General features: G+C 69.9%; 18 protein-coding genes and 3 pseudogenes. 10 read left to right on the top strand and 11 right to left on the bottom strand.

Features of this window, described 5'->3' with window-relative positions; genetic code table 11:
- Positions 1–435: 435 nt before the first annotated feature.
- The 3 genes from ABT171_RS40625 to ABT171_RS40635 all read right to left on the bottom strand — a co-directional run bounded on the left by ABT171_RS40625 (position 436) and on the right by ABT171_RS40635 (position 2,831).
- Entirely contained in the window at positions 436–858 is a 423-nt protein-coding gene (locus tag ABT171_RS40625) for an STAS domain-containing protein (protein ID WP_351218808.1), read from the bottom strand.
- A 243-nt stretch (positions 859–1,101) separates the two neighbouring features.
- Positions 1,102–2,052, bottom strand: coding sequence for an anti-sigma factor RsbA family regulatory protein (locus tag ABT171_RS40630; protein WP_351251856.1), 951 nt, complete (start codon positions 2,050–2,052; stop codon positions 1,102–1,104).
- Positions 2,049–2,831 (bottom strand): MEDS domain-containing protein, encoded by a 783-nt coding sequence (locus ABT171_RS40635; RefSeq protein ID WP_055707190.1) that lies wholly within the window; start codon positions 2,829–2,831, stop codon positions 2,049–2,051. The genes ABT171_RS40630 and ABT171_RS40635 overlap by 4 nt, the downstream gene beginning before the upstream one ends.
- A 495-nt stretch (positions 2,832–3,326) precedes the next feature.
- Between ABT171_RS40635 and ABT171_RS40640 the strand changes: the two genes are divergently transcribed.
- Both ABT171_RS40640 and ABT171_RS40645 read left to right on the top strand, forming a co-directional pair.
- Positions 3,327–4,112, top strand: a complete 786-nt coding sequence (locus ABT171_RS40640) for a trimeric intracellular cation channel family protein (protein WP_503078905.1) — start codon at positions 3,327–3,329, stop codon at positions 4,110–4,112.
- A pseudogene (locus ABT171_RS40645) lies at positions 4,090–4,533 on the top strand (acyl-CoA dehydrogenase family protein). The gene ABT171_RS40640 and the pseudogene ABT171_RS40645 overlap by 23 nt, the downstream one beginning before the upstream one ends.
- A 212-nt stretch (positions 4,534–4,745) precedes the next feature.
- Here ABT171_RS40645 and ABT171_RS40650 read toward each other — a convergent pair.
- The gene (locus tag ABT171_RS40650) at positions 4,746–5,189 is read right to left on the bottom strand and encodes a GtrA family protein (RefSeq protein ID WP_351251859.1); all 444 of its coding nucleotides are present in this window, start codon (positions 5,187–5,189) and stop codon (positions 4,746–4,748) included.
- A gap of 442 nt (positions 5,190–5,631) precedes the next feature.
- On the opposite strand from ABT171_RS40650, the gene ABT171_RS40655 reads away from it, so the two are divergent.
- The 4 genes from ABT171_RS40655 to ABT171_RS40670 all read left to right on the top strand — a co-directional run bounded on the left by ABT171_RS40655 (position 5,632) and on the right by ABT171_RS40670 (position 8,719).
- Positions 5,632–6,834 (top strand): molybdopterin-dependent oxidoreductase, encoded by a 1,203-nt coding sequence (locus tag ABT171_RS40655; protein WP_351251894.1) that lies wholly within the window; start codon positions 5,632–5,634, stop codon positions 6,832–6,834.
- Between the two features lie 2 nt (positions 6,835–6,836).
- On the top strand, positions 6,837–7,340 hold the full coding sequence (locus tag ABT171_RS40660; protein ID WP_351251896.1) for a hypothetical protein: 504 nt from the start codon (positions 6,837–6,839) through the stop codon (positions 7,338–7,340).
- Positions 7,337–8,011, top strand: a complete 675-nt coding sequence (locus ABT171_RS40665) for a class I SAM-dependent methyltransferase (RefSeq protein WP_351251861.1) — start codon at positions 7,337–7,339, stop codon at positions 8,009–8,011. The genes ABT171_RS40660 and ABT171_RS40665 overlap by 4 nt, the downstream gene beginning before the upstream one ends.
- 171 nt (positions 8,012–8,182) lie before the next feature.
- A complete protein-coding gene (locus ABT171_RS40670) occupies positions 8,183–8,719 on the top strand; it encodes a MarR family winged helix-turn-helix transcriptional regulator (protein ID WP_351251863.1) in 537 nt (178 codons plus the stop codon).
- A gap of 44 nt (positions 8,720–8,763) precedes the next feature.
- Here ABT171_RS40670 and ABT171_RS40675 read toward each other — a convergent pair whose 3' ends face one another.
- Both ABT171_RS40675 and ABT171_RS40680 read right to left on the bottom strand, forming a co-directional pair.
- The gene (locus ABT171_RS40675; RefSeq protein WP_351251865.1) at positions 8,764–9,159 is read right to left on the bottom strand and encodes an SPW repeat protein; all 396 of its coding nucleotides are present in this window, start codon (positions 9,157–9,159) and stop codon (positions 8,764–8,766) included.
- Between the two features lie 148 nt (positions 9,160–9,307).
- Entirely contained in the window at positions 9,308–10,987 is a 1,680-nt protein-coding gene (locus ABT171_RS40680; protein WP_351251867.1) for a chloride channel protein, read from the bottom strand.
- Between the two features lie 429 nt (positions 10,988–11,416).
- Between ABT171_RS40680 and ABT171_RS40685 the strand changes: the two genes are divergently transcribed.
- The 4 genes from ABT171_RS40685 to ABT171_RS40700 all read left to right on the top strand — a co-directional run bounded on the left by ABT171_RS40685 (position 11,417) and on the right by ABT171_RS40700 (position 16,787).
- The gene (locus ABT171_RS40685) at positions 11,417–12,664 is read left to right on the top strand and encodes an FAD-dependent monooxygenase (protein ID WP_351251869.1); all 1,248 of its coding nucleotides are present in this window, start codon (positions 11,417–11,419) and stop codon (positions 12,662–12,664) included.
- Between the two features lie 197 nt (positions 12,665–12,861).
- Positions 12,862–13,542 (top strand): MFS transporter, encoded by a 681-nt coding sequence (locus ABT171_RS40690; protein WP_351251871.1) that lies wholly within the window; start codon positions 12,862–12,864, stop codon positions 13,540–13,542.
- Positions 13,543–14,093: 551 nt separating this feature from the next.
- On the top strand, positions 14,094–14,510 hold the full coding sequence (locus ABT171_RS40695) for a hypothetical protein (protein ID WP_351251873.1): 417 nt from the start codon (positions 14,094–14,096) through the stop codon (positions 14,508–14,510).
- A 453-nt stretch (positions 14,511–14,963) separates the two neighbouring features.
- Entirely contained in the window at positions 14,964–16,787 is a 1,824-nt protein-coding gene (locus tag ABT171_RS40700) for a glycoside hydrolase family 15 protein (protein ID WP_351251875.1), read from the top strand.
- 79 nt (positions 16,788–16,866) lie between these two features.
- Here the strand turns inward: ABT171_RS40700 and ABT171_RS40705 are convergent.
- From ABT171_RS40705 to ABT171_RS40725, 5 genes and pseudogenes are all read right to left on the bottom strand, one after another.
- Positions 16,867–16,971: pseudogene (locus ABT171_RS40705) on the bottom strand (IS5/IS1182 family transposase); the annotation flags it as partial.
- A gap of 26 nt (positions 16,972–16,997) precedes the next feature.
- Positions 16,998–18,425 (bottom strand): annotated as a pseudogene (locus tag ABT171_RS40710) (glycosyltransferase 87 family protein); the annotation flags it as partial.
- Positions 18,422–19,291, bottom strand: a complete 870-nt coding sequence (locus ABT171_RS40715; protein ID WP_503078887.1) for a methyltransferase domain-containing protein — start codon at positions 19,289–19,291, stop codon at positions 18,422–18,424. The gene ABT171_RS40715 and the pseudogene ABT171_RS40710, both read right to left, overlap by 4 nt.
- Positions 19,288–19,929 carry a TIGR04282 family arsenosugar biosynthesis glycosyltransferase gene (locus ABT171_RS40720; RefSeq protein ID WP_351251877.1) on the bottom strand — a complete coding sequence of 214 codons (642 nt, stop codon included), beginning with the start codon at positions 19,927–19,929 and terminating at the stop codon, positions 19,288–19,290. The genes ABT171_RS40715 and ABT171_RS40720 overlap by 4 nt, the downstream gene beginning before the upstream one ends.
- The gene (locus ABT171_RS40725; protein ID WP_055706173.1) at positions 19,926–20,651 is read right to left on the bottom strand and encodes a glycosyltransferase family 2 protein; all 726 of its coding nucleotides are present in this window, start codon (positions 20,649–20,651) and stop codon (positions 19,926–19,928) included. The genes ABT171_RS40720 and ABT171_RS40725 overlap by 4 nt, the downstream gene beginning before the upstream one ends.
- Positions 20,652–20,759 lie beyond the last annotated feature (108 nt).

A 20,759-nucleotide genomic window follows, 5' to 3' on the forward strand; every position in this document is an offset into this window, starting at 1 on the left:
CGACGGCTGTCCAACGTGGTTTACCGGATCATGAAACGAGACCAACGGACCCGCCTCGCCCATGACGCTTGACGCACAGAGGCGCTATTGGGACAGTACGTGTCGATAGTTGCGCGAGCTATGGCTGATCGCGGGTTCTGCACGCTGCCGGAGTTCTCGACTTCCGACCGTGCGCCGACAGCAGCACGGAACGGGAAACGTCGACGGGCATCTTCAGCCAGGCAGAAGTCGGCGGCGGCGTCGGCACCTCCGGAAAATGTACGAACGACTGAAGTGGTTGCCACGCAACGGTGAACGCGGTCCATTCGCCGTTCTGCTCGGCCGGGACGGCGCCGAAAACCTCACCAGGGCGACGCGGTCGGAAAAGATCCCGGCCACGTCGGTACTGCGGCGGATCTCCGTGTGCAGCCGCCGCACCGATGAGGTCGGCACGCCCTACCCCGGCGTCTTCTCCGTCCGGGTTGCGCATGCGGCAGGCATGTCAGGCGTGGTCCATTCCTCGGGTGTCCCGGGGATGTTGCCTGCGGCAGGAGGCTGGAGGGCGGCGTTCACTGTGGGGAAGACGGGGAACACTTCCTCGAGCCCGAGCATGCGCCACACCTGCTCGTAGTGGGCGCTGAGAGCGGCCACGCGCAGGGTGCCGGCGCGGCGGTTGAGGGTGCGCGACAGCGTGATGAGCATGCTGATGCCGGAGGAGTCCATGTACTGCACCTGGGATGCGTCCAGCACCAGGGTGGTGCAGCCGCGGTTGACCAAGTCCTCGCACTGGGCGCCGACAAGGGGCGCGTTGTCGTAGTCGACCGTCTCCGGGAGCTGTGCGATCGTCGCGTCCTCGTGCTGCATCCGGACAGTGAGCATGAAGAAGGGACTCCGTTCCAGATCGTTCTCGTCGGGCCGGGTCACAGGTGTGCTGCGGGCCTTGCCTCTGTTCCACCGTCTGCCCCATTTGTCTTGGGGCAGACCTATGCATATGCGGGTGCGATGCCCGCCGCGGGTGGCGGTCTGCCGCATGCAACGCCATCCGCCGTCCCGCCCGGGAGGGTGCCTGGCTTCAGGCCACCGTCCGGGCCGGGTGAGATCGGTGCGGTTTATGCCGTGGGTCTACTCCGGGAGCTCGGTGTGGAGCCTGACCCTGGTCCCCTCATCCGGTGCGGAGCGGATCTCCACGAGGTCGCAGAGCTGATGGACCAGCCAGAGGCCGCGACCACCGACCTGCGTGGCGTCCGGCCTTCTCCGTCCGATCAGGGGGTCCTCGATGTAGCCCGCGTCGCGGAACTCGCACACGAGTCGGCGCTCCTCGCTCCAGGTGCGCAGCACACCGTGTCCGCCGCCGTGACGAATGCTGTTGGTGGCCACCTCCGTGGCGGCCAGGTGCAGTTCTCTCAGGCGTCGGCCGGTCAGGCCGTGCCGTTCGGCGCACGCGGTGATCTTCTCGCGCAGGGCGGGCAGGTCACCGCTGCTGTAGGCGAATTCCTCGTACGGGTCGCACGGGTCGGTGAGCGGTGTGAAGCGGTACGGTGCCTGCGGGTCGTAGTCCGCACACGGCATCGTGCGGCCGTCCTGGCGCAGCTCGGGGTGGCACCGGGCCATTTCCGCCAGTGATGCCTTGTCGTGAGCGATGTCGTAGGGGCACAGCAGCCACCAGGCCGGGCCCCGGGCGAAGGCTTTGTTGAGGAGCCATTCGTGATAGCGCAGCTCCGCGGCTTCGGCCGGGCTGCGGACCTTGTCCCAGGGTGATTCGCCGATCCCGCGCACAGGCCGCCCTTGCGAGGCGTACTCCTGGAGCCATTCCTGCCAGGCTCCGATGAGCCGACCGGGATGGTGCGCGACCCCTGCGGTGTCGACGTAGCGGACGGCATCCTCGTCGCGGATCTCGGCGCGCAGCAGGGACGCCTTGTCCTGCGGGACAGCCACGACGACGGCCTCACCACCCGCGAGGGCGTCCTGGATGAAACTGAGGGCGCCCTCGACGAACGCGTCCCTGCCGGAGTACGGATACAGCTCGTGCCGGTATCCGGTGCCCGGAGCGTCGGAGGGAGTAGAGGAGGTCACGGCGCCATCACCACCGGAATCTCGGGGATCGCGAAGCCGGACAGCTGCCAGGTGAGCCGGACGGTGTCGTTGGTCCCCTCCAAAACGACCTTGCGGTCCGGAAGGTGCCTGGCCGCATCAGCCAGGGCGCTCATGCCGGCGGCGTCGAAGAACTCAAGTGCGTGGCAGAGCAGGCGCACCGTGGCCTTCTGGGCGAGGAGGGCGCACAGGATGGAGCCGAAGGCCACCGCGCCCTCGCTGTCGACGATCCCGTTCACCGTCCAGCCTTCCTTCCCCGTGCGGTACACCTGGAACGCCGGTGCCGTCGGACGGCTGCCCAGACTATGGGGGTGCACGCACCTGATCTGCTCCAGGAGGGAGGGATCCCGGTCCGCACCGCTGTAGGCGCAGACCACCAGGGCTCCGGTGTCGGCGGCGAACTCCTCGAGATCGAGTTCACTGCGCAACAGTTCCTTCGTCCGCTCCGGACGGCAGTCGGGCCCGACGTGGTGCAGCACCCGGAGCGAGCGGAACCCCTCGCGGTCGGCGTTGGCCGCCTCCCGGCGCACCGCGGCCAGCAGAGAGCCGTCCAGCCGAGCCGGGTCGAGCACGAGCTGCGCGAACTCACTCCCCGCTTCGAGAGGCGGCCCGACGATCACCACCTTGTCCCCGTACAGGGCCCCGTCCGCGACGAAGGACCGGCTGCGATCGATGACGTGGTCGCTCCGGTCCAACACCTGGCAGACGTGATCACCGGTGTCGACCTCGTCCAGAGTGGCCAGAGTGCGCGGCGCTCTCACTGCTCCTCCATCCTCACGCGTCTCACTCTACTGACAGGGTGCCGACACGTGCCCGGCCTCGGAGGTGGCCTCTCGGAGCGGCACTACCTGCCCTCCTGCATGTGCACGACAGGTGAAGCGTTCCCGTTCTGCCGGGATACCCCACGGCGGTAGAGCAGGGCGGTGACAACCAGGCCGGCGACGAAGACGGCCGCCGACCACCAGTAGGCCGTGGAGCAGCCCGCGAGGCCGGCCTGGGCCAGGACCCCGGGGTCCTTGGGATCGCGCCCGGAGAGGTAGCCGGTGACGGCGTCGGATGCCGTTGGCGCTCCCCTGCTCGGGGTGACCCCATACCTGCTCAGTGGTTCTCGCCACCCGTATGGCACCTCATCTGCGAACGGACGTCACCGTCGCAGTCCGGCCGGCCGGGGAAGCTGCCTCGCATGCCATGCCCCGCGGGCACGTGCATCTCCGGCTGTTTCGATGGTGGAAGGGTGAAGGGAGACGCCGGTGTCTGTGGCCCGGGCGTTGTCGCCAGAGAGTCTGACCGAGCTGACCCGGGCGCTGGACCTGAGCGGAGTGGTCGCCAACGGCACGCTCGGTGGGGTGCTGGCCCGGGCCAGTCGTCTGGACCTGTTCGGCTTCCTGGTCATCGGCATCGTCTCGGGCCTGGGCGGCGGAATCCTCCGCGACACCCTGTTGCAGCACGGCACCCCCGTGGCCCTGACCGACTACACCTATCTCACGGTCGCCATCGCCGGCACCCTGCTGGCCTTCCTGGCCGACCTGAGCCGCCACACCTCCGGTTGGGCCTTCACCCTCCTGGATGCCTCGGCGCTCAGTGTATGGGCGGTCGCCGGCGCGCAGAAGACACTCGCTGTCGGCCTGGGCTGGCTGCCGGCCGTGCTGCTGGGCACCATCACAGCGGTCGGCGGCGGGGGCCATCCGGGACCTGCAACCGATCCATTCCGGGTGCCCTCAAAAACGCCGTCGACTGGGCCATCCGCCCCTGGGGAAGCAACTCATTCGCGCAAGTCGTCGGCCTCGCCAGCACCGGCAGCAAGGACGTCGTCAAGGACGCCTTCGTCCCTGACCAGCGCACCCTGGATGCCCGTGAGGTCAGCGAAGGCATCCTCGCCGAGCGCAACCGGCCCGGGAACCCGCTGTACGCGGTGCCGTTCGGCGTCCTGTTCTCCAGCGCGATCAGCGCCGCCGCCCTCGGCATCGCCGAGGGCGCGCACTTGCCGCATTCCTGACCTACACCCGTCAGCGCATCACCATCGTCGACAGCCGCGCCGCTGAGGACCCGCACCAGCCCACCGGTCTGGGCGAGGCCGCAGCCGACCTGGACGCCAGCCGTAGCCACCTGTTGTCCACCATGGACCGGATGTACGAGGACGTCCTCGCAGGCCGGACCATCGGCATCTAGGCCCGGGCCGCGGCCCGCCGCAACCAGGTCCGCGCATCCCGCCGCGCAACCGACGCCGTCGACGCACTCTTCCGCCGCGCCGGCGGCGGCTCCCTCCGCCTCGACCAGCCCCTGCAGCGCCACTGGCGCGACGTCCACGCCGCGATGAACCACCTACGTAACGTCGCCGACAGCATCTACGAAGGCTGGTCCCGCGACCAGTTCGGACTGCCGGCCGGCATACGCGTCCTGGTCTGCCCCTCCCCTGAACACTCCTGCCGCGACCTACCGCACCGGTGGCGGCAGGAGTCCTGACACGACCCCGGCCGCACCCCTGGCCAGGGTCGAACGCAGCCCGGACTATTGCCGTTGCCACCGCTGCACGAGCTGTCGGAAGCGAGCGGCGAGTGGCCGGCGCCTGTCCTCGGATTGTCCTTGGCCGGACTGGCCGGTGCCGGCGTGTGCCGCTTCGATCTGTCTCGGCGTCCATCGTTCGAGGCGTGTCGGTCGCATAGGGCGCGAGGGGGTCAATGGCGACGGCGTCTGAAGACGACCGTCCGCAGGACCGTGAAGCGCACCACGGTCACCAGGGCGAAGCTCGGCGCAAGTACCAGGGTCTCCGCTGCCGGTGAGGCGGTGGGCCGGTAGTGACGGAAGAGCAGGACAGCGCCTGAGGTGACCAGGTACGCCAGGACGAACAGGCCGCCTGCGGTCAGATGCGCCTGGAGGACGCGGACCCGGGACTCGCGAAAGGTCAGTCGGCGGTTGGCCTCCGTGTTGAGGACGGTGACGACAAGCAGGGAGGTGAAATTGGCCAGGATGGGCTGCGACCACTGGCGCACAACCCAGTACAGCGTGGCCTGGGCCACAGTGGAGGCGACGCCGATCACGACGAACCAGAACACTTCCCGGGTCAGCGAGGTGCGGCTGAGCCAGGTGGTGGCGCTGCGCCGTGCGCTGAGGCGTCGCACCCCACCATCATGAGGCCGCCGTGCGGCCCGTCGAGTCGTGCGCAGCGCCGGTTGAACCGTTCGCCTGACGACGGACACCCGCATGCACGACAGGCGCGGAGAGCCGACCCGATCTGTGCCGGTTTGTAGCTGACGATGTGACAGGAACTAACGGAGCTGCCGGGTTCGATCCCCACGTTGAGAGACGGCCCGAGGACAGAGGAGGCAGTCGTTGGACAGTGGCGGACGGCCACCGGCTGCGGGCTCCGGCGGGCCGCAGCGGCGGGGATCGGACGAGGGTCACGCGCAGGGGCGCCTCGAGCGCGTTCGCGCTGCCGCGGCGGCGCGGGCCACCAAGGGGGCCGCTCATACCAGGGCCCTCGTGCGCCGGGTCGAGCGGACTCCTCCGCCCCCGGGTCCGTTCCGTCCTGGATTCTGGCGCAGTCCGATCCGCGGGCCTTGGCTGACATCGGTGTTCGGACTGGTCCTCCTGATCGGCATTCCGCTGCTGTTCGTCACCGGACTGCTCTCCTACGCCGCCTACAACCCCGGGCTGAGCCCCTTCAACGACGAGACCCCCGACAAGGGTGTCCTGGGCTTCTACCTCTTCAGCTGGCCCACGCACCCGTACTGGCTGTACCGGCTGCTTCAGGGCGTGCACGTGACGCTGGGCGTGGTGCTGGTGCCGGTGCTGCTGGCCAAGTTGTGGTCGGTGATCCCGAAGCTGTTCGAATGGCTGCCGATACGCTCCATCGCCCACGGCCTGGAGAGACTGTCCCTGCTGATGCTGGTCGGCGGCGTCATCTTCGAATTCGTCACCGGCATCTTCAACATCCAGCTCTACTACGTCTTCCCGGGCTCGTTCTACCGCCTGCACTTCTACGGCGCCTGGGTGTTCATCGCCGCCTTCGTCGTCCACGTGTGCCTCCGACTCGGCCGGATGACACGGGCACTGCGCTCACGCAACCTGGGCACCGAACTGCGCACCGACCTCGCCCACACCGTGCCCGAACCACCCGATCCCGACGGCCTGGTGGCAACCGCGCCCGCACCGCCCACGATGACCCGCCGCGGCGCGGTGGGCATCGTGGGAGCGGGATCGCTGCTCCTCCTCGTCGTGACCGCCGGACAGAGCATCGGCGGCCGGCTGCGCGGCACAGCACTGCTCGCGCCGCACAACCGCAACCCCGGCAGCGGGCCGCACAGCTTCCAGATCAACAAGACGGCGGCGAAAGTGGGCATCACCCCCGCGCTCGTCGGCCCCAGCTGGCGGCTGGAGGTCCACGGACACGGAGCGCCACGGGTCTTCACCCGCGAGCAGCTCCTGGCGATGCCCCAGCACGCCGCCGCACTGCCGATCGCCTGTGTGGAGGGATGGTCCACCGAGGACCAGCACTGGAGCGGCCTGCGGCTGGCCGACCTCGCCGCTCTGGCCGGACTGCCCGACGCCGCAAGCGTCCTGGTCCAGTCCATTCAACCCCCCGGCCCCTTCACCCGGGTGGTGCTGCGCGGCAACCAGATCCACGACCCGCGAGCGCTGCTCGCCCTCCGCGTCAACGGCGCGGACCTCTCACTCGACCACGGCTACCCGGCCCGCATCATCGTCCCGGCCAACCCCGGCGTGAACAACACCAAGTGGGTCCACCGGCTCACCTTCAGGGCGTGACCATGACACTATTCGCACGCTGGTACGGCTCCGGGCCCCTGCACCTGCTCGTCCTGATCGCCTCGTTCGCCCTGACCGGCTACGCCATGCTGCGCCTGTTCGCCGCCCAGCCCTGGGAGGTGGCGATCTGGTTCGTCGGTGCGGCGATCCTCCACGACCTCATCCTGCTGCCCCTGTACTCGCTGGCCGACCTGTCGGCCCTCTCCGTACTGCGGCACCGAGCCGCCGACAGGCCGACGGTGCCGTGGATCAACTACCTGCGCGTCCCCGCCTTCCTGTCAGGTCTGCTCCTGCTGGTCTGGTTCCCCCTCGTCCTCCGTCTGGCGGTCCCCTACCCCGGAGACACCGGGCTGTCCGACAGCGTCTACCTCGGCCGATGGCTGGCGATCACCGGCGTACTCTTCGCCGCCTCCGCCGTGGCCTTCGCGATGAGACTGCGCCGCCTGAGGCGGGCCGGCCGCGGCGACAAGAACCGACCCGCCGCAGGGCACGGCGCAGCACCGTGACAACGGACGAGGGCGAGCTGTACGACGCCGACGAGGACCCCTACGCGCTCGCCCTGGGCCCCGGCCGAGAACCGGTGTACCTACGGCTGGCCGACGGGCGCCGGATCCGGATGCCGGTACACCGCTGGCACGAGCAGCCCACGGCAGCCGACAAGACCGTACTGGAACGCTGCATCGGCCCCGTCCTCGACGTCGGCTGCGGCCCGGGCCGCATGTGCAGAGCACTCCTGAGCCGGGGAGTCTTCGCCCTCGGGGTCGACATCGCGCCTCGCGCGGTCGCACTGACCACCACCATAGGCGGGCTCGCACTGTGCCGATCGGTCTTCGACCGACTGCCGGCAGAGAGAGGCTGGCAGACGGTGCTGCTCATCGACGGTAACATCGGCATCGGTGGCGATCCTCGTGGCCTGCTGCGCCGCTGCGGCGGCCTCGTCGCCCCCACCGGGCGCCTCGTCGTCGAGGTCGACCCCGACGACGTCGAGGAACAGTGCACCGCCCGGTTCGAGGACCTCCACGGCCGGACCGGTCCGTTCTTTCCCTGGGCACGGCTCGGGCGACGAGCCCTCCGCAGGATCGCCGCCAACCTTGCTCTCAGCGTCACCGATCAGTGGACGAGCGGGCACCGCTGCTTTGCCACTCTCACTTCTCACTCACCGGGGATCATCCTGTGACCGCCCTGACACGGGCCCCGCAGTGACGGACGCCGGCCGGACCGAGTCGGACGGCCGGGCCGCTCGATGATGACGCCGCGATGCTGCTGCACTGCTACCACAGTCATGCGGAAGGAAAGTCTGTTCGCATCGAGTGAGAAGGCAGTGGCTTCGGCAAGGTAGAAAGGACACATGCCGGAGCGCGAGCCCCCTGTGGGAAGCATGGACGACGTTGATGCGGTCACCCGGGCGGTCCTGACCGCGTCCCGGCTGCTGGTAGCGGTCTCCGCCCGTTCCCTCGCCGAGGTCGAGGAGCGTGTGACCCTCCCGCAGTTCCGGATGCTGGTCGTTCTGGCCACCCGAGGGGAGACCAAGCTGGTCGCGCTCGCCGAGCTGCTCCAGGTTGCGCCCTCCACCGCCATGCGCATGGTCGACCGGCTCATCGCCGCCGGACTCGCCGACCGCAAGGCCAATCCCTCCAACCGCCGCGAGACTCTGCTGCGGCTGACCGAGGAAGGCCGGCGCACCGTCGAGGAAGTCACCGCCCGGCGTCGCGCCGAGATCGCCGACATCGTCGAAAGGCTCCGCCCGACCGAGCGCCTCGCGCTCGTCGAGGCCCTCAACGCCTTCAACGAAGCGGGAGGCGAGCCCTTGGCCCCGGCGGCGGACGACCCCGAGCCGCACCCGCTCGGCTGGATCGTGGACGGAGCGATGGCGCACGACGCCTGACACGGCACGGCAGCCGGTCACGGTATGGCCGGGGTCCGTGGCGTCTACCCCGATGAGTCGGGAGCCCGATTCGCGGCGATCACACCAAGCAGGCACACGGCGCCGCCCGTACACGTGTTGCTCCACACGATCCCGGCCGACACGCCATGGGATGCCGTCACGACCGCCGGGGAGAGGATCAGCCAGAAGCCGAGCGGCACCAGGGTCCATGCGAATCGGTGCATCCGCTGTGGCGCGAGGGGGGGTCCGAGAGCGAGCAGGGCGACGCCGAGCCCCATGATCAGGTTGTTCGCCGTGAGATACGGGTTCGTCCTGTAGAAGTGGATCACCCAGGGCGAGACTGCCGTATAGATGCCGGCCAGCAGCATGAGCCCGTCGACGACGATAGCCGGGCTGCTTGTGCTCGCCACCTCGCGGCCAGCCCGGCGTGGATACGACATAGCAGCCACCCCGTCTCACATGGCGACGTTTCTAGTATGCAAAGAAAGTCCATATTTGGTCTGTCCGCAGCTGTCGTATCCGCTCCTTCCAGCCGGATCAGACCAGCCGGCCATTGACCGGCAGGCCGTGAAGAGCCCCGGTGGGTGCTCAGGCGGGCGCGTGCACCGCGCGCAACGCGCTCTGGTGGCTGAGCCAGCCCACCGGCTTGCCCTGCTCGGCGTCGAGCACGGGTATCCCGGTTCCGGCGGCCGACAGCAGGGTGTGCAGTGCCTGTGCGAGGGGCTGGTCGACGGTGACCGGTGCGGGCGGCGCGGCGAGCTGTCCGACCAGTGCCGGGGCGCCTTCCGGCTGTTCCGCGAGAGCCTCGGCCACCGCCTGCGCCGTGACGATGCCGGCGTACTGGCCGGTGTCGTCCACGACCGGGAGGGCACCGTGGCCCGAGAGGCTGAGCAGGTCGGCAGCGTCGGCCAGGGACATGGTCGCGGGCAGGGCGGAGGGGAGCGGTTCCATGACGGTGCCGACGTGCTGGCCGCCGATCGCCGCCCCGGGGGCGGGGCCTTCGAGGCCGATGCCGCGGCGGCGCAGCTTGAGGGTGTAGATGGTGTCGCGGGAGAGCAGGCGACTGGTGGCGGTGGCCAGCACGATGGCCAGCATCAGGGGCAGGATGATCGAGTACTCGCCGGTCAGCTCGAACAGGATGACCACGGCGGTGATCGGCGCCCGGGCCGCGCCGGCGAAGGTCGCGCCCATGCCGATCAGGGCGTACGCGCCCACCGCGCCGGCCGTGCCGGGTATCAGGTCATGGACGCCGATGCCGTACGCCGAGCCGAGCATCGCGCCGATGAACAGGCTGGGCGCGAAGACACCGCCGGAGCCGCCGATGCCGATGGTCAGGCTGGTCGCCAGCATCTTGCCGACCAGGAGCAGGAGCAGGAAGCCGACCGCGTAGCCGCCCGCCGTGGCCTTTTCCAGCACGGGGTAGCCGACGCCGTACATCTGAGGCAGGGCCAACAGCACCAGGCCGAGCGCCAGTCCGCCGACCGCGGGGCGCAGCCACTCCGGGCCGCGCCACAGCCAGTCGCAGGCGTCCTCGACCAGGTACAGGAAGCGCGCGAAGCCCATCCCGACCACAGCGGCAACCACGCCGAGGAAGGCGAACAGCCCGTACTGGGCAAGGTGGTCGACGTGGAACGCGGGCAGGTTCAGGAAGGCGACGTCGCCGAAGGACGCGCGTCCGATGATGCTCGCGGTGACGCTGGCCAGCACGGTCGCGCCGAAGGCTTCCGCACTGAAAGTACCGAGGATCAGTTCCATGGCGAAGAAGACACCGGCCAGGGGAGCGTTGAAGGTGGCCGCGATGCCGCCCGCCGCACCGCAGGCGACCAGGAGCTTCGTGCGGCCCTCCGTCGCCCTCGTCATACGACCGAGGGTGGAGCCGAGCGCCGAGCCGATCTGCACGATCGGGCCCTCGCGGCCCACCGAGCCGCCGGAACCGATGGTCAGCGCGGAGGCGAGTGTCTTGACGACGGCGACCTTCGGGCTGATCCGGCCGCCGCGCTGGGCCACGGCCAGCATCACCTCCGGCACACCGTGCCCACGGGCCTCCTTGGCGAACCGGTTCACGAGCGGGCCGTAGAGCAGGCCGCCGATCACGGGGGTGAGCAGCACGAAGTTCGGGCCCAGCCACGGCACGTGAGGATTGCTCGCGCCGGGGAAAGCGGAGTAGTCGGAGTGACCGGACAGCAGACCGGTGAAGGTCTTGATGCACCAGCGGAAGACGACCGAACCGACGCCCGCTCCGGCGCCGACCACCACGGCCAGCGCCATCACACCCCATGGGGCGTTCCGCAGGCTCGCGATCGCCGGCGCCGGTGTAAGGCTCTTTGCCGTCGTGTCGGCTCCTTGCTCTCTGTCCGTTGCTGCCCGTATGCCGCTCATCGATTCCCCTTCCTTACTTTTGCATTATGCAAAAGATGTCAAGGGTGCGCATCACCTGCCCGCCCCTTGGGACCGAACGGCCCTCGCGGCCCGCTCCCGTCCGCGCCGACAGCGCTTTCGCCGGCATTCCCTCGGTTCGGTCGGCCAATGCCGGGTGCGGCATGCCGCCTGCCTGGCCCTCGCATCCGTGGCGACGGCAGGCGACTTTCATCCGGTCGTCAGTCCGCTCCGGTGCGCGCTCGCTGTCCGCGGGCATTCTTGACGCCCGAGCTTTGCATGGTGCAAAACTTAGGTGACGGAGAGAGGTGGTGCACACCGATGAGGGTCGTCATCTGTGGGGCCGGGATCGCGGGACTCGCGCTGGCCGGCCGGCTGCACAACGTGCTCGGCTGGGATGTCGTCGTCCTGGAGAAGGAGCCGCGGCCCCGCACCGACGGTTACATGATCGACTTCTTCGGGACCGGATACGACGCGGCCGAGGCCATGGGCATGCTGCCCTCCCTGGAGGAACTGAGCTATCAGGTTTCCGAGGCGGCCCTCGTGGACGAGAACGGCGAGTGCCGGGTCGGGCTCCGCTACGACCGCTTCGCCCGCTTCCTGAACGGGCGCCTGCTGAGCATCATGCGGCCCGACCTCGAACTCGCCCTGCGGGAGCGGCTGTCCCTCGCGGTGCGTCTGCGCTTCGGCGTGGGGCCCGCCCACGTCGATGTCCGGCCGGACGGAGTGCGCGTCACCCTCACCGACGGCGACAGCATCGACGCCGACCTGCTCGTCGGCGCCGACGGCATCCACTCCACCGTGCGCGCACTGGTCTTCGGCGAGGAGGCGCGGTACGTCCACCATCTCGGCTACCACACCGCCGCGTTCACGTTCAACGACCCCGAGACGCACGCGGAAGTCGGCGACCGGTTCTGCCTCACCGACACTGTCGGCCGGCAGATGGGGCTGTACGCGCTGCGCGACGGCACGGTCGCCGTGTTCGCCGTGCACCGCGCCACGGACGCCCCTCGCCCCAGGGACGCGCAGGCGGCGTTGCGCCACGAGTACGGCACGCTCGGCTGGCTCGTACCTCGCGTCCTGGCGAACTGCCCGCCGTCTTCCCGGATTTACTACGACCATGTCGCACAGACGACCCTCCCGGCCTGGAGCCGCGGCCGGGTCGTCCTGGTCGGAGATGCCTGCCAGGCAGTCTCCCTCCTCGCCGCACAAGGCGCCTCCCTGGCGATCGGCGCCGCATACGTCCTGGCCGACCAACTCGACCGCACCTCCCACATCGAGGACGCACTGCACGGCTACGAACGGCTCTGGCGGCCCGTCATCACGCACAAGCAGCGCGCCGCCCGGCGAGTCGCCCGCTGGTTCGTACCCGAATCACCACGACACCTGTGGATCCGCCGCGCCGCCCTGCGGCTCTCCAACCTGTCCGGCGCGCAACGCCTCGCCGGCATCTCCCTCACGGGGAGGCAGGGGCCGCCCCTGCGTCGACTCGCCTCGATTCCGTCGTGGGTGACGGAGAACCGTGGCTCCGGCGCCGTCCAGGAGGGAGCAAGACCACGCAGACCGTGAACACGTTCGGGGTGTCGCCGGCCACGCGCCCCGGAAAGGTCCCGATGTCCACCAGCCCGAGCACCATGACCGCCCGCTTACGCAGAGCCGTCGAAGCCGCCCACTGGCGGTCACTGGCCGGACTGCTGCATCCGGACGTGGCCCGCGTTCGTCTTGTCGGTCGGCGCTGAGTAATTCCGTGCAGGCCCCTGCTCACCGTGGCCTCGCTGGAATTCCTCAACGGCGTGCTCGCCGCCTTCACCACCCCGGCGCTGCGCGGCGTGGTGCCTCAGCTGGTCGGCCGGGACCAGCTGAGGCAGGCGTACGCCACGGTGGGCTCGGTCCGCAACGCGACGAAGATCCTCGGGCCGAACCTCGCAGGCGTCATCGTCGTCACCACGGGCAGCGGCATAGCCCTCGCCTTCGACGCCCTGACCTATCTCCTCGCGGCGGTATGCCCGGCCCGCCTCCCCCTCACCGGCACACCGCCCAAGCCGCGCTCGGTCACTCTGTGGTCCGACATCCGCGACGGCTGGAGCGAGTTCCGGCGCATTCGATGGGTGTGGATCGGCACCGCGTCCTTCTGCGTGATCAACCTCGTCCAGACCGGAACCCGGCAGATCCGGGGCCCCACCCTCACCAAACAGCTCAGCGGCGAGACGACATGGGGATTCATGCTCAGCGCCCGCGGTATCGGACTGCTGGCGGCCAGCGCGCTGCTCTACCGCCTTACGATCACCCACCTGTTGCGCCTCGGGCAGCTGGCCAGCGCGCTCACCGCGCTGCCTCTGCTCGCCCTCGGCACCCGGATGGACACCCCCTGGCTGATCATCAGCCGCCCTGATCTCCGGTCTCGGCATGTCCATCACCGGCATCGCCTGGGAGACGTCCCTCCATGAACACGTCCCCCAACACGTGCTCTCCCCCGTCGCGTCCTACAACGACCTGCTCTCCTGCCTCACCATCCCCATGGGCCAAGTCAGCGTCGCACCCCTCACCCACGCCGTGGGTGGCTACCGCCTCGCCGCCATCACAGCCGTGACCCCGCTGGCCTCCACCACCGTGCGCCGACTACGCGCGCACGGACGGACATACACAGACCAACACGGCGTCCCAGCCTGCTCGGGATCTTCGAATCGGAAAGCGGAGTGCGGGCCTCCGTAGGCCCGGCCCTGGCAACCACCTCACGCGCGGCACACACATGGCTTCGAGAGCGCGACGAGCGTGTTCAGGATCTCCGCGTGAACGACGAGCTGAACACCCTCGTCACCGGTCTGTACGTGAAGATCGACGGCCAGATGAGCCCCAGGGCACCCGCCGCAATTTACCGATGCTGGGCGGAAGGGCCCGTCCCTGCGCCAGTTGCGGGATTCGCAGTCTGGGTGGTCTGCGGACGGTGCCGCCAGGGTCGCAACGCTCAGCGGTCGTGGCTGAGCGGTAGGAAGGAAGGGTGACCGATAGGGGTGAACCGCACGAGGGCGCGTTCCTGCCGGAGCTATGTGATCTGTGCGGGGAGGAGATCTCAGATGATACGGAGGTTTCTGCGCTGATGCCGGATTCGTCGGCGATCCATGGTCATGACCCGAAACTGGACGGGAAGCGGCGGCTTACTGCATGTTCGAGCGAGCATATGGCCGCGCTGGTCGATGTGTACGAAGAACGGCCGTTTGTGGACGCCGAGCTGTGGGCAGGCAAGATCGGCCGTGCCATCGAGACTCACCGTGGAAGGATCAGCCCGGATGAGCTGGCCGAGGAGACCAGGCTCACCCAGGCGCAGATCGAGCTTGGGATGTTGTGGCAGGAGCTGGACGCCCAGCGCTGGCACCAGCGGTTCGGGAAGTATGACGGCCCGGAGTCCGCTGGGTGATCACAGAGAGACTTCACCAGCCGCGACACCACCTTCATGACCTGGAATGTGCTGCCTTCGGTCCGGGTACTGAAGGATCTTGGTGGCATCCCCGGCTAGGGGAACCAACGCACCGCCCGGGACGCCGGTCGCCGGCGCGACCACGAGAACCCCGAACACGGATAGGAGCTCAGCGGCAGGGGCAGCCGCTCGCAGCGCGGCGGCGGGGAGACCCGACGTACACCGGCCGGACGCCGAGCGCGACACCAGCTCGTGCCACTCGGTCGGAGCAACCGTCGGCAACCGGCACGTGCGATCCACCGGTCGTGCTGATTGGCTGGAGGGGAATCCGCTGTTCAGGGAGGCTGGGATCCATGTCACCCGTCAGGCACCTGGAGAGACCTGCGGCGCGGGCGACTGCGCACGTCGTCCCGGCCGGGCGGCGCTCGGCCCGAGGTGGACGGGCTGCGACGCATGAGTGCGCGACCGATCGGTGACCACGCCCTGCTGTCCGACTGCCGCACGGCCGCGCTGGTGACCTCCGACGGCTCGGTGGACTGGCTGTGCGTGCCCCGGTTCGACAGCCCGGCGATCTTCGCCCGGCTCCTCGACGAGGACGCCGGCCACTGGTCCATCCGCCCTGTCACCGGCCCGGTCGACATCAGCCGCCGTTACGTGGAGGACACCCTCGTTCTGGAGACGGTCTTCCGCACGACCGGGGGCACGGCGGTCCTGCGGGATGCCCTTGCCCTGGGACGGCGCGAACGCGGGCACGCGCTCGGCACCGCTTCCCCCGGAATGCTGCTGCGGCAGATCACCTGCACCGAAGGGCGGGTGGACATCGAGATCGCCTACGCGCCGCGCCCGGAGTTCGGACTCGTCCACCCACTCCTCTCAGCCGTGCCGGGTGGGCTTGCGGCGTACGGGGGCGCGCATGTTCTGCTGCTGTCGAGCCCCGTAGACCTGCGGCTGAGCGGCTCCACGGCCCACGGCCGAATCCCGCTCAGGGCGGGGCACCGCCTCGGATTCGCCCTGCATGTCGGGACGGCGTGGGAGAGGGAGTCGGCGGCCTGGCGGACGGGACGGATCCGGCGTCGCATGTCCGACACCGTCGAAGGCTGGCGCTCCTGGTCGAAGCTCCACCGCGGCTACGTCGGCCCCTGGCAGGACGAAGTGAGCCACAGCGGGCGCGTGCTGCGAGCCCTGACCTTCGCACCCACCGGGGCCATCGTCGCCGCGGCCACCACCTCTCTGCCCGAGAAGACGGGCGGAATGCGCAACTGGGACTACCGCTACACATGGGTTCGCGACGCCAGCTTTACCATTCAGGCACTTGCCACGGCCGCCTGCGAGAAGGAGAAGAATCGATTCTTCGGCTTCCTCGCCCGGGCCGCGGCAAGCCAACTCGACCGCGGCGCCGACCTGCAGATCATGTACGGCATCGGCGGAGAACGTGATCTGAGCGAGCGGCCCCTGCCTCACCTGACCGGCTGGCGCGACAGCAAGCCCGTTCGGATCGGCAACGACGCCTGGCGCCAACGCCAACTCGACGTCTACGGCGAACTCCTCGACGCCGCAGCCCAGACCCTTCCACCCGGTGAGCCTCTCGACCCAGCCACCCGCACCTTCCTGCTCCAGGCAGCCGAGACAGCCGCCCAGCGGTGGACCCAACCGGATCAAGGAATCTGGGAAAGACGCGGACCCAGCAGACATTTCCTCCACTCGAAACTGATGTGCTGGGTCGCCCTGGACCGCGCCATCAGCATGGCCCCTGCCCTCCAGGCCGACGAACGCCTGCCCCACTGGCAGCACGAGCGCGACCAGATCCGCCAAGCCATCGAACAACGCGGCTGGAACCCCTACCTGGGCGCCTTCACCCAGGCATTCGACACTGACGACCTCGACGCCTCCGCACTGATGCTCCCCATCGTCGGCTTCCTGCCACCACACGACCCCCGCATCCAGTCCACCGTGCAGGCCGTCGCCACCCAACTGACCGACCACAACGGCCTGGTCCGCCGCTACCTCACCGACGAACTACAGGAAGCGGAAGGCACCTTCCTGCTGTGCACCTTCTGGCTTGCCCAAGCCCTCGCCCTCACCGGCCACACCACCCGTGCACGACACGCCTTCCAAACCGCCCTCGCACACGCCAACGACCTCGGCCTGCTGGCCGAGGAGACCGACTCCACCACAGCAGAGGCCCTCGGCAACTTCCCCCAAGCGTTCAGCCACATCGGACTCATCAACGCCGCTCGCGCCATCCGCGATGCCGAGCGACAAGACACCCACGCCTAGGAGCTGTTGTCGACAGGGCGGCCCGTGGCCAGTGATCGCTCGAAGTCGCGTCAGCCACATGCTGAGGTGGCCAGGTGGCTTTGCCGGCCCGGCAGAGGATGCCCGCGTGGGTCAAGGCGCCGATGATGCCGTGGGTTCGGGCGGCCTTGATGTCGTGAACTGCGCCGGGCCGGGCAGCTGAGGCCCGGCGCAACTCAGCGGGGGCTGCGTCGGCTTCATGCCTCTCAGGCAGGCACCCAGTGCGACAGTGAGAGCGGCAGCGCCATAGGCCCATGCCTGCAGGGGGAAGCCGGGCCACAGTCGCCCTGCGAGGTAGAGGACTGTGCCGGCCACGGTGACGGCGAGCCACTCCCAGCGGCCGTCCAGAGCTGCGAGGGCGATGACGAGCATGGAGTACCAGGGGTAGTTGGGCGAGAACAGCAGCAGGGCCGTGCCGGTCAGCAGTAGGGCACCGCTCCAGGGGCGTGTCGGGTCGCCGCGCCACCATACGAACAGGGCCGTCAGGGCGAGCAGGACAACAGCGGCGATTCCGGCGGCCGAGTCCGGAAGGATCAGCCGTAGCAAGGCGAAGCGGCGTACGTCGCCGCGTTCGTAGCCCTCTTCGTTCAGGTAGCCGGGGAGATAGCCGAGGACGCTGGTGCCGGAGGCCAGGACGTAGGGCAGGTAGGCGATCGCGACCGCGCCGACGGCACCCGCCGTCACGCTCCCGATGCGTCGTGCGCTGCGCTGTCCGGACAGGGCGCCGGGCAGCGCCAGTACGGGCAGCAGTTTGACCGCGATGGCCGCGCCGAGCAGGGCGCCGCGACGCGCCCCGGCGGTGGCGGTGCCGAGTGCCAGCACGGTGAGCAGGACGCCGAGGGTGTCGACGTGGGCGTTGTTGACGGCTTCGAAGGGGACGGCTGGGCACCAACCCCACAGTGCGGCGCGGGCAGGGGCCCGTTGCGGGTCGCCGCGTCGCCGCAGGACGGCGAGCAGGGTGACGGTGGTGCCGAATGCCAGTACTGCTCCGCCCACTTGGAGCGGTTTGTGACGAGTACCCGGTGGCGAAAGGGCGTGAACGGCGAGGAACCAGCCCTCCGCAACGGGCGGGTAGATCGTCGGCACGGTGGGCCGGTTGATGCGGACGCACGCGCCGCTGTCGGTGCGCCTCAGTCCCCAGCCGTCGCAGGCTCCGCTGGTGGGAAAGAGCCACTCGTCCCGCAGACGAGCGAGTTGGGGGGCGGCCGGCGGGTGGGCGTAGGGGGAGATACCGGCCGCCTGCACGCGGCCGTCCCAGGCGTAGCGGTACATGTCGTCGCTGGTGCGGGGCGGTGCCGCCAGGCCGGACAGTGCGACGGCGGCGGAGCCCGCGAGCACCAGGAAGGTCGCGGCGCGAGCGGGGAGTTTACGCACGGTCCAGACGCCGGCGGCGAACAGTGCCCAGGCGATGGCGTATCCCACGAGCAGGCGGCCCGGGTCGCTCTGGTTGTCGCCGGCGTGGAGGGTGCCGATGACAACTGCGCTGAGTGCGACGAGCACCGCCACGACCAGGGTGGTACGCGTACGACCGGCGTGGCGGATCACCGGCTCTGTGGGGTGGTCGGGCAACGGCTCGGCGGGCCGGGGCACCGACCGACGCGTGGGGGCGCTGCCTGTCATGAGTGGTGGGGCCTTTCGGTCATCGAGGGCTGCGTGTCGGGGTGACTCGCGCGTCGGCGGCGTAGTTCCACGAACGGGCGTCCCACGGCCGTCCACCTACCGGTCAGGATCCAGCCGGCGGAGTCTGCGGCGTTCAGGAGCGCGGTGGTGCCGAGCCTGGCCCAGGGGAAGGCCCTGCCGTGGTGACCGTGGGCGTCCTCGACGCGCACGGTGAGGCGCTGGTCCACGTCCTGCGGGGCGGCTTCGGCCAGCAGGAGCCCGCCGGGGGCGATGAGTTCGCGCATGCGGCGGAGCAGGGCGACGGGATCGCCGCCGATGCCGATGTTGCCGTCCATCAGCAGCGCGGTGCCCCAGCGACCTTCGCCCGGGAGGCGGTCGAAGGCCGAGCGCTGGATGGCGGCGCCACCACTGCGCCGGGTGCGCTTCACGGCGTCCCGGCTGAGGTCCACGCCCAGCGCCGGTACGCCGCGGGCGGCCAGTGCGGCCACCATGCGTCCCGGCCCGCATCCCACGTCCAGGACGGAGCCCGTACATCGGCGCAGCACGCTCGTGTCCGCCGCGTCGGGAGGTGCACACCAGCGCTCCACGTCCAGCGGCAGCACGTGCTCCTCGCCGAAACCGTCGGGGTGATCAGGGTGTGACAGACGGCGCAGGAACAGCGGGCCGCGTCCGGTGCGCAGGGCGTGGGCATAGGGATCGTCGATCCACGGGGTGCCCGGTTCCACGGGCACGGCGGGGCGGACGGGGAGCGTCGGCATGCGCTTCCTGGCCCTGACCACCGTCGGGTTCTCCGCCCGGGGCTCCGCCACGGCCGGTTCCGGCCGCTCGGCCACGGCGGAGTCGATGCCGACCGCCGTCCCGCTCATCGGACCACCTCTGCCATTGAGTTGAGGACGGCGGCGAAGCGGGAGCCGCGTGCACAGAAGGCGGCAACCGCGGCAGCGTCGGCTGCGGTGTCCACGTCACGCAGTACCGGCAGGTCGTTCACGGCCAGTCCTGCCTCGGCCAGGCGGATGCGCTGGATCGCGCCCGTACAGTCCGTGGACATGGGCACCCCACAGACCAGGGCACCGGCCCGGGCAGGATCGGCGAGGCCGAGCGCCCAGAACCCGCCGTCCGCGGCCGGACCGAACCAGGCGTCGTGGCCGTCGTGGCCGACGTCGGCGATCATGTCGGCGGTCAGTTGTGGGGTGTCCATGCCGACCAGCAGCGTCGGGCCGTCACAGTGGGCGAAAGCAGCGACGATCCGCTGGTCCAGGCCGCCGGGGCTCTGGGGTACGACGTCGTAGCCGGGCGGCAGCCAGGGACCAGGGGTGCCGTCGAGAGCGAGCACGCGACGGCGTGCGGGGGCCTGCAGCAGGGTGTGGAGCGTGTCGGTGAGGGCGGCCTCGGCCAGGATGGCTGCTTCCTGAGGTGTGTACGGCGGGGTGAGCCGGGTCTTGACGCGGCCGGGCACGGGTTCCTTGGCGATCACCAGCAGGGTCACCGGGGGCAGGGCGTTCATCGTCCGACTCCCCGCACGCCGGTGACGGCGGTCGTGGTGGCGGGTGTCTCGGCGAGCACGGCGCGCATGTCGTGTACCGCCTGCCAGGTGCCTCGCCAGGTGCCGGTGACCTTGGAGCGGCCGGTGCGCGGGTGGTAGGGCACCTCCGTCTCGCGCACCCGCCAGCCGGCGTCGGCGCCGCGCACCACCATCTGCAGCGGGTAGCCGGAGCGCCGATCGGTCAGGTCGAGGGCCAGCAGGGCTTCGCGGCGGACGGCGCGCATCGGGCCGAGGTCGTGCAGGCGCACCCCGGTGCGCCTGCGGATGAGCCGGGCCAGCTCCAGGTTGGCCAGGCGCGCGTGCACGGGCCACGCCTTGGGGGACGTGGGGCGCCGCCGGCCCAGCACCAGATCGGCGGTGCCGCCCAGCACGGGTGCGGCGATGTCCGGCAGTAGGGCGGGGTCGAGGGAGGCGTCGCAGTCGCAGAAGCAGACGACGTCGGCGGTGGCGGCCATCAGGCCGGCGTGGCAGGCGGCGCCGAATCCGCGTACCGGCTCGGTCACCACGTGGGCGCCGAATGCGCGGGCGATGTCCGCCGAGCCGTCGGTGGAGCCGTTGTCGACCACGATGGCGCGCCATCCGGGCGGGATCCGGTCGAGCACCCACGGCAGGGCCTGGGCCTCGTCCAGACAGGGCAGCACCACATCGACCCGGGCGGGAGAAGAGGGGGAAGTCGAGATCACCCCACTCACCCTACGAACGCAAAAGGGACGTAAGGGACTTGGCGTCCTTACGGATCTCTGACGTCGGCGGCAGTCCTTACGGATCTCTGACGTCCGCCACCACTCCCC

The organism is Streptomyces sp. NPDC001851 (genome assembly GCF_040297165.1).
GTDB lineage: Bacteria > Actinomycetota > Actinomycetes > Streptomycetales > Streptomycetaceae > Streptomyces.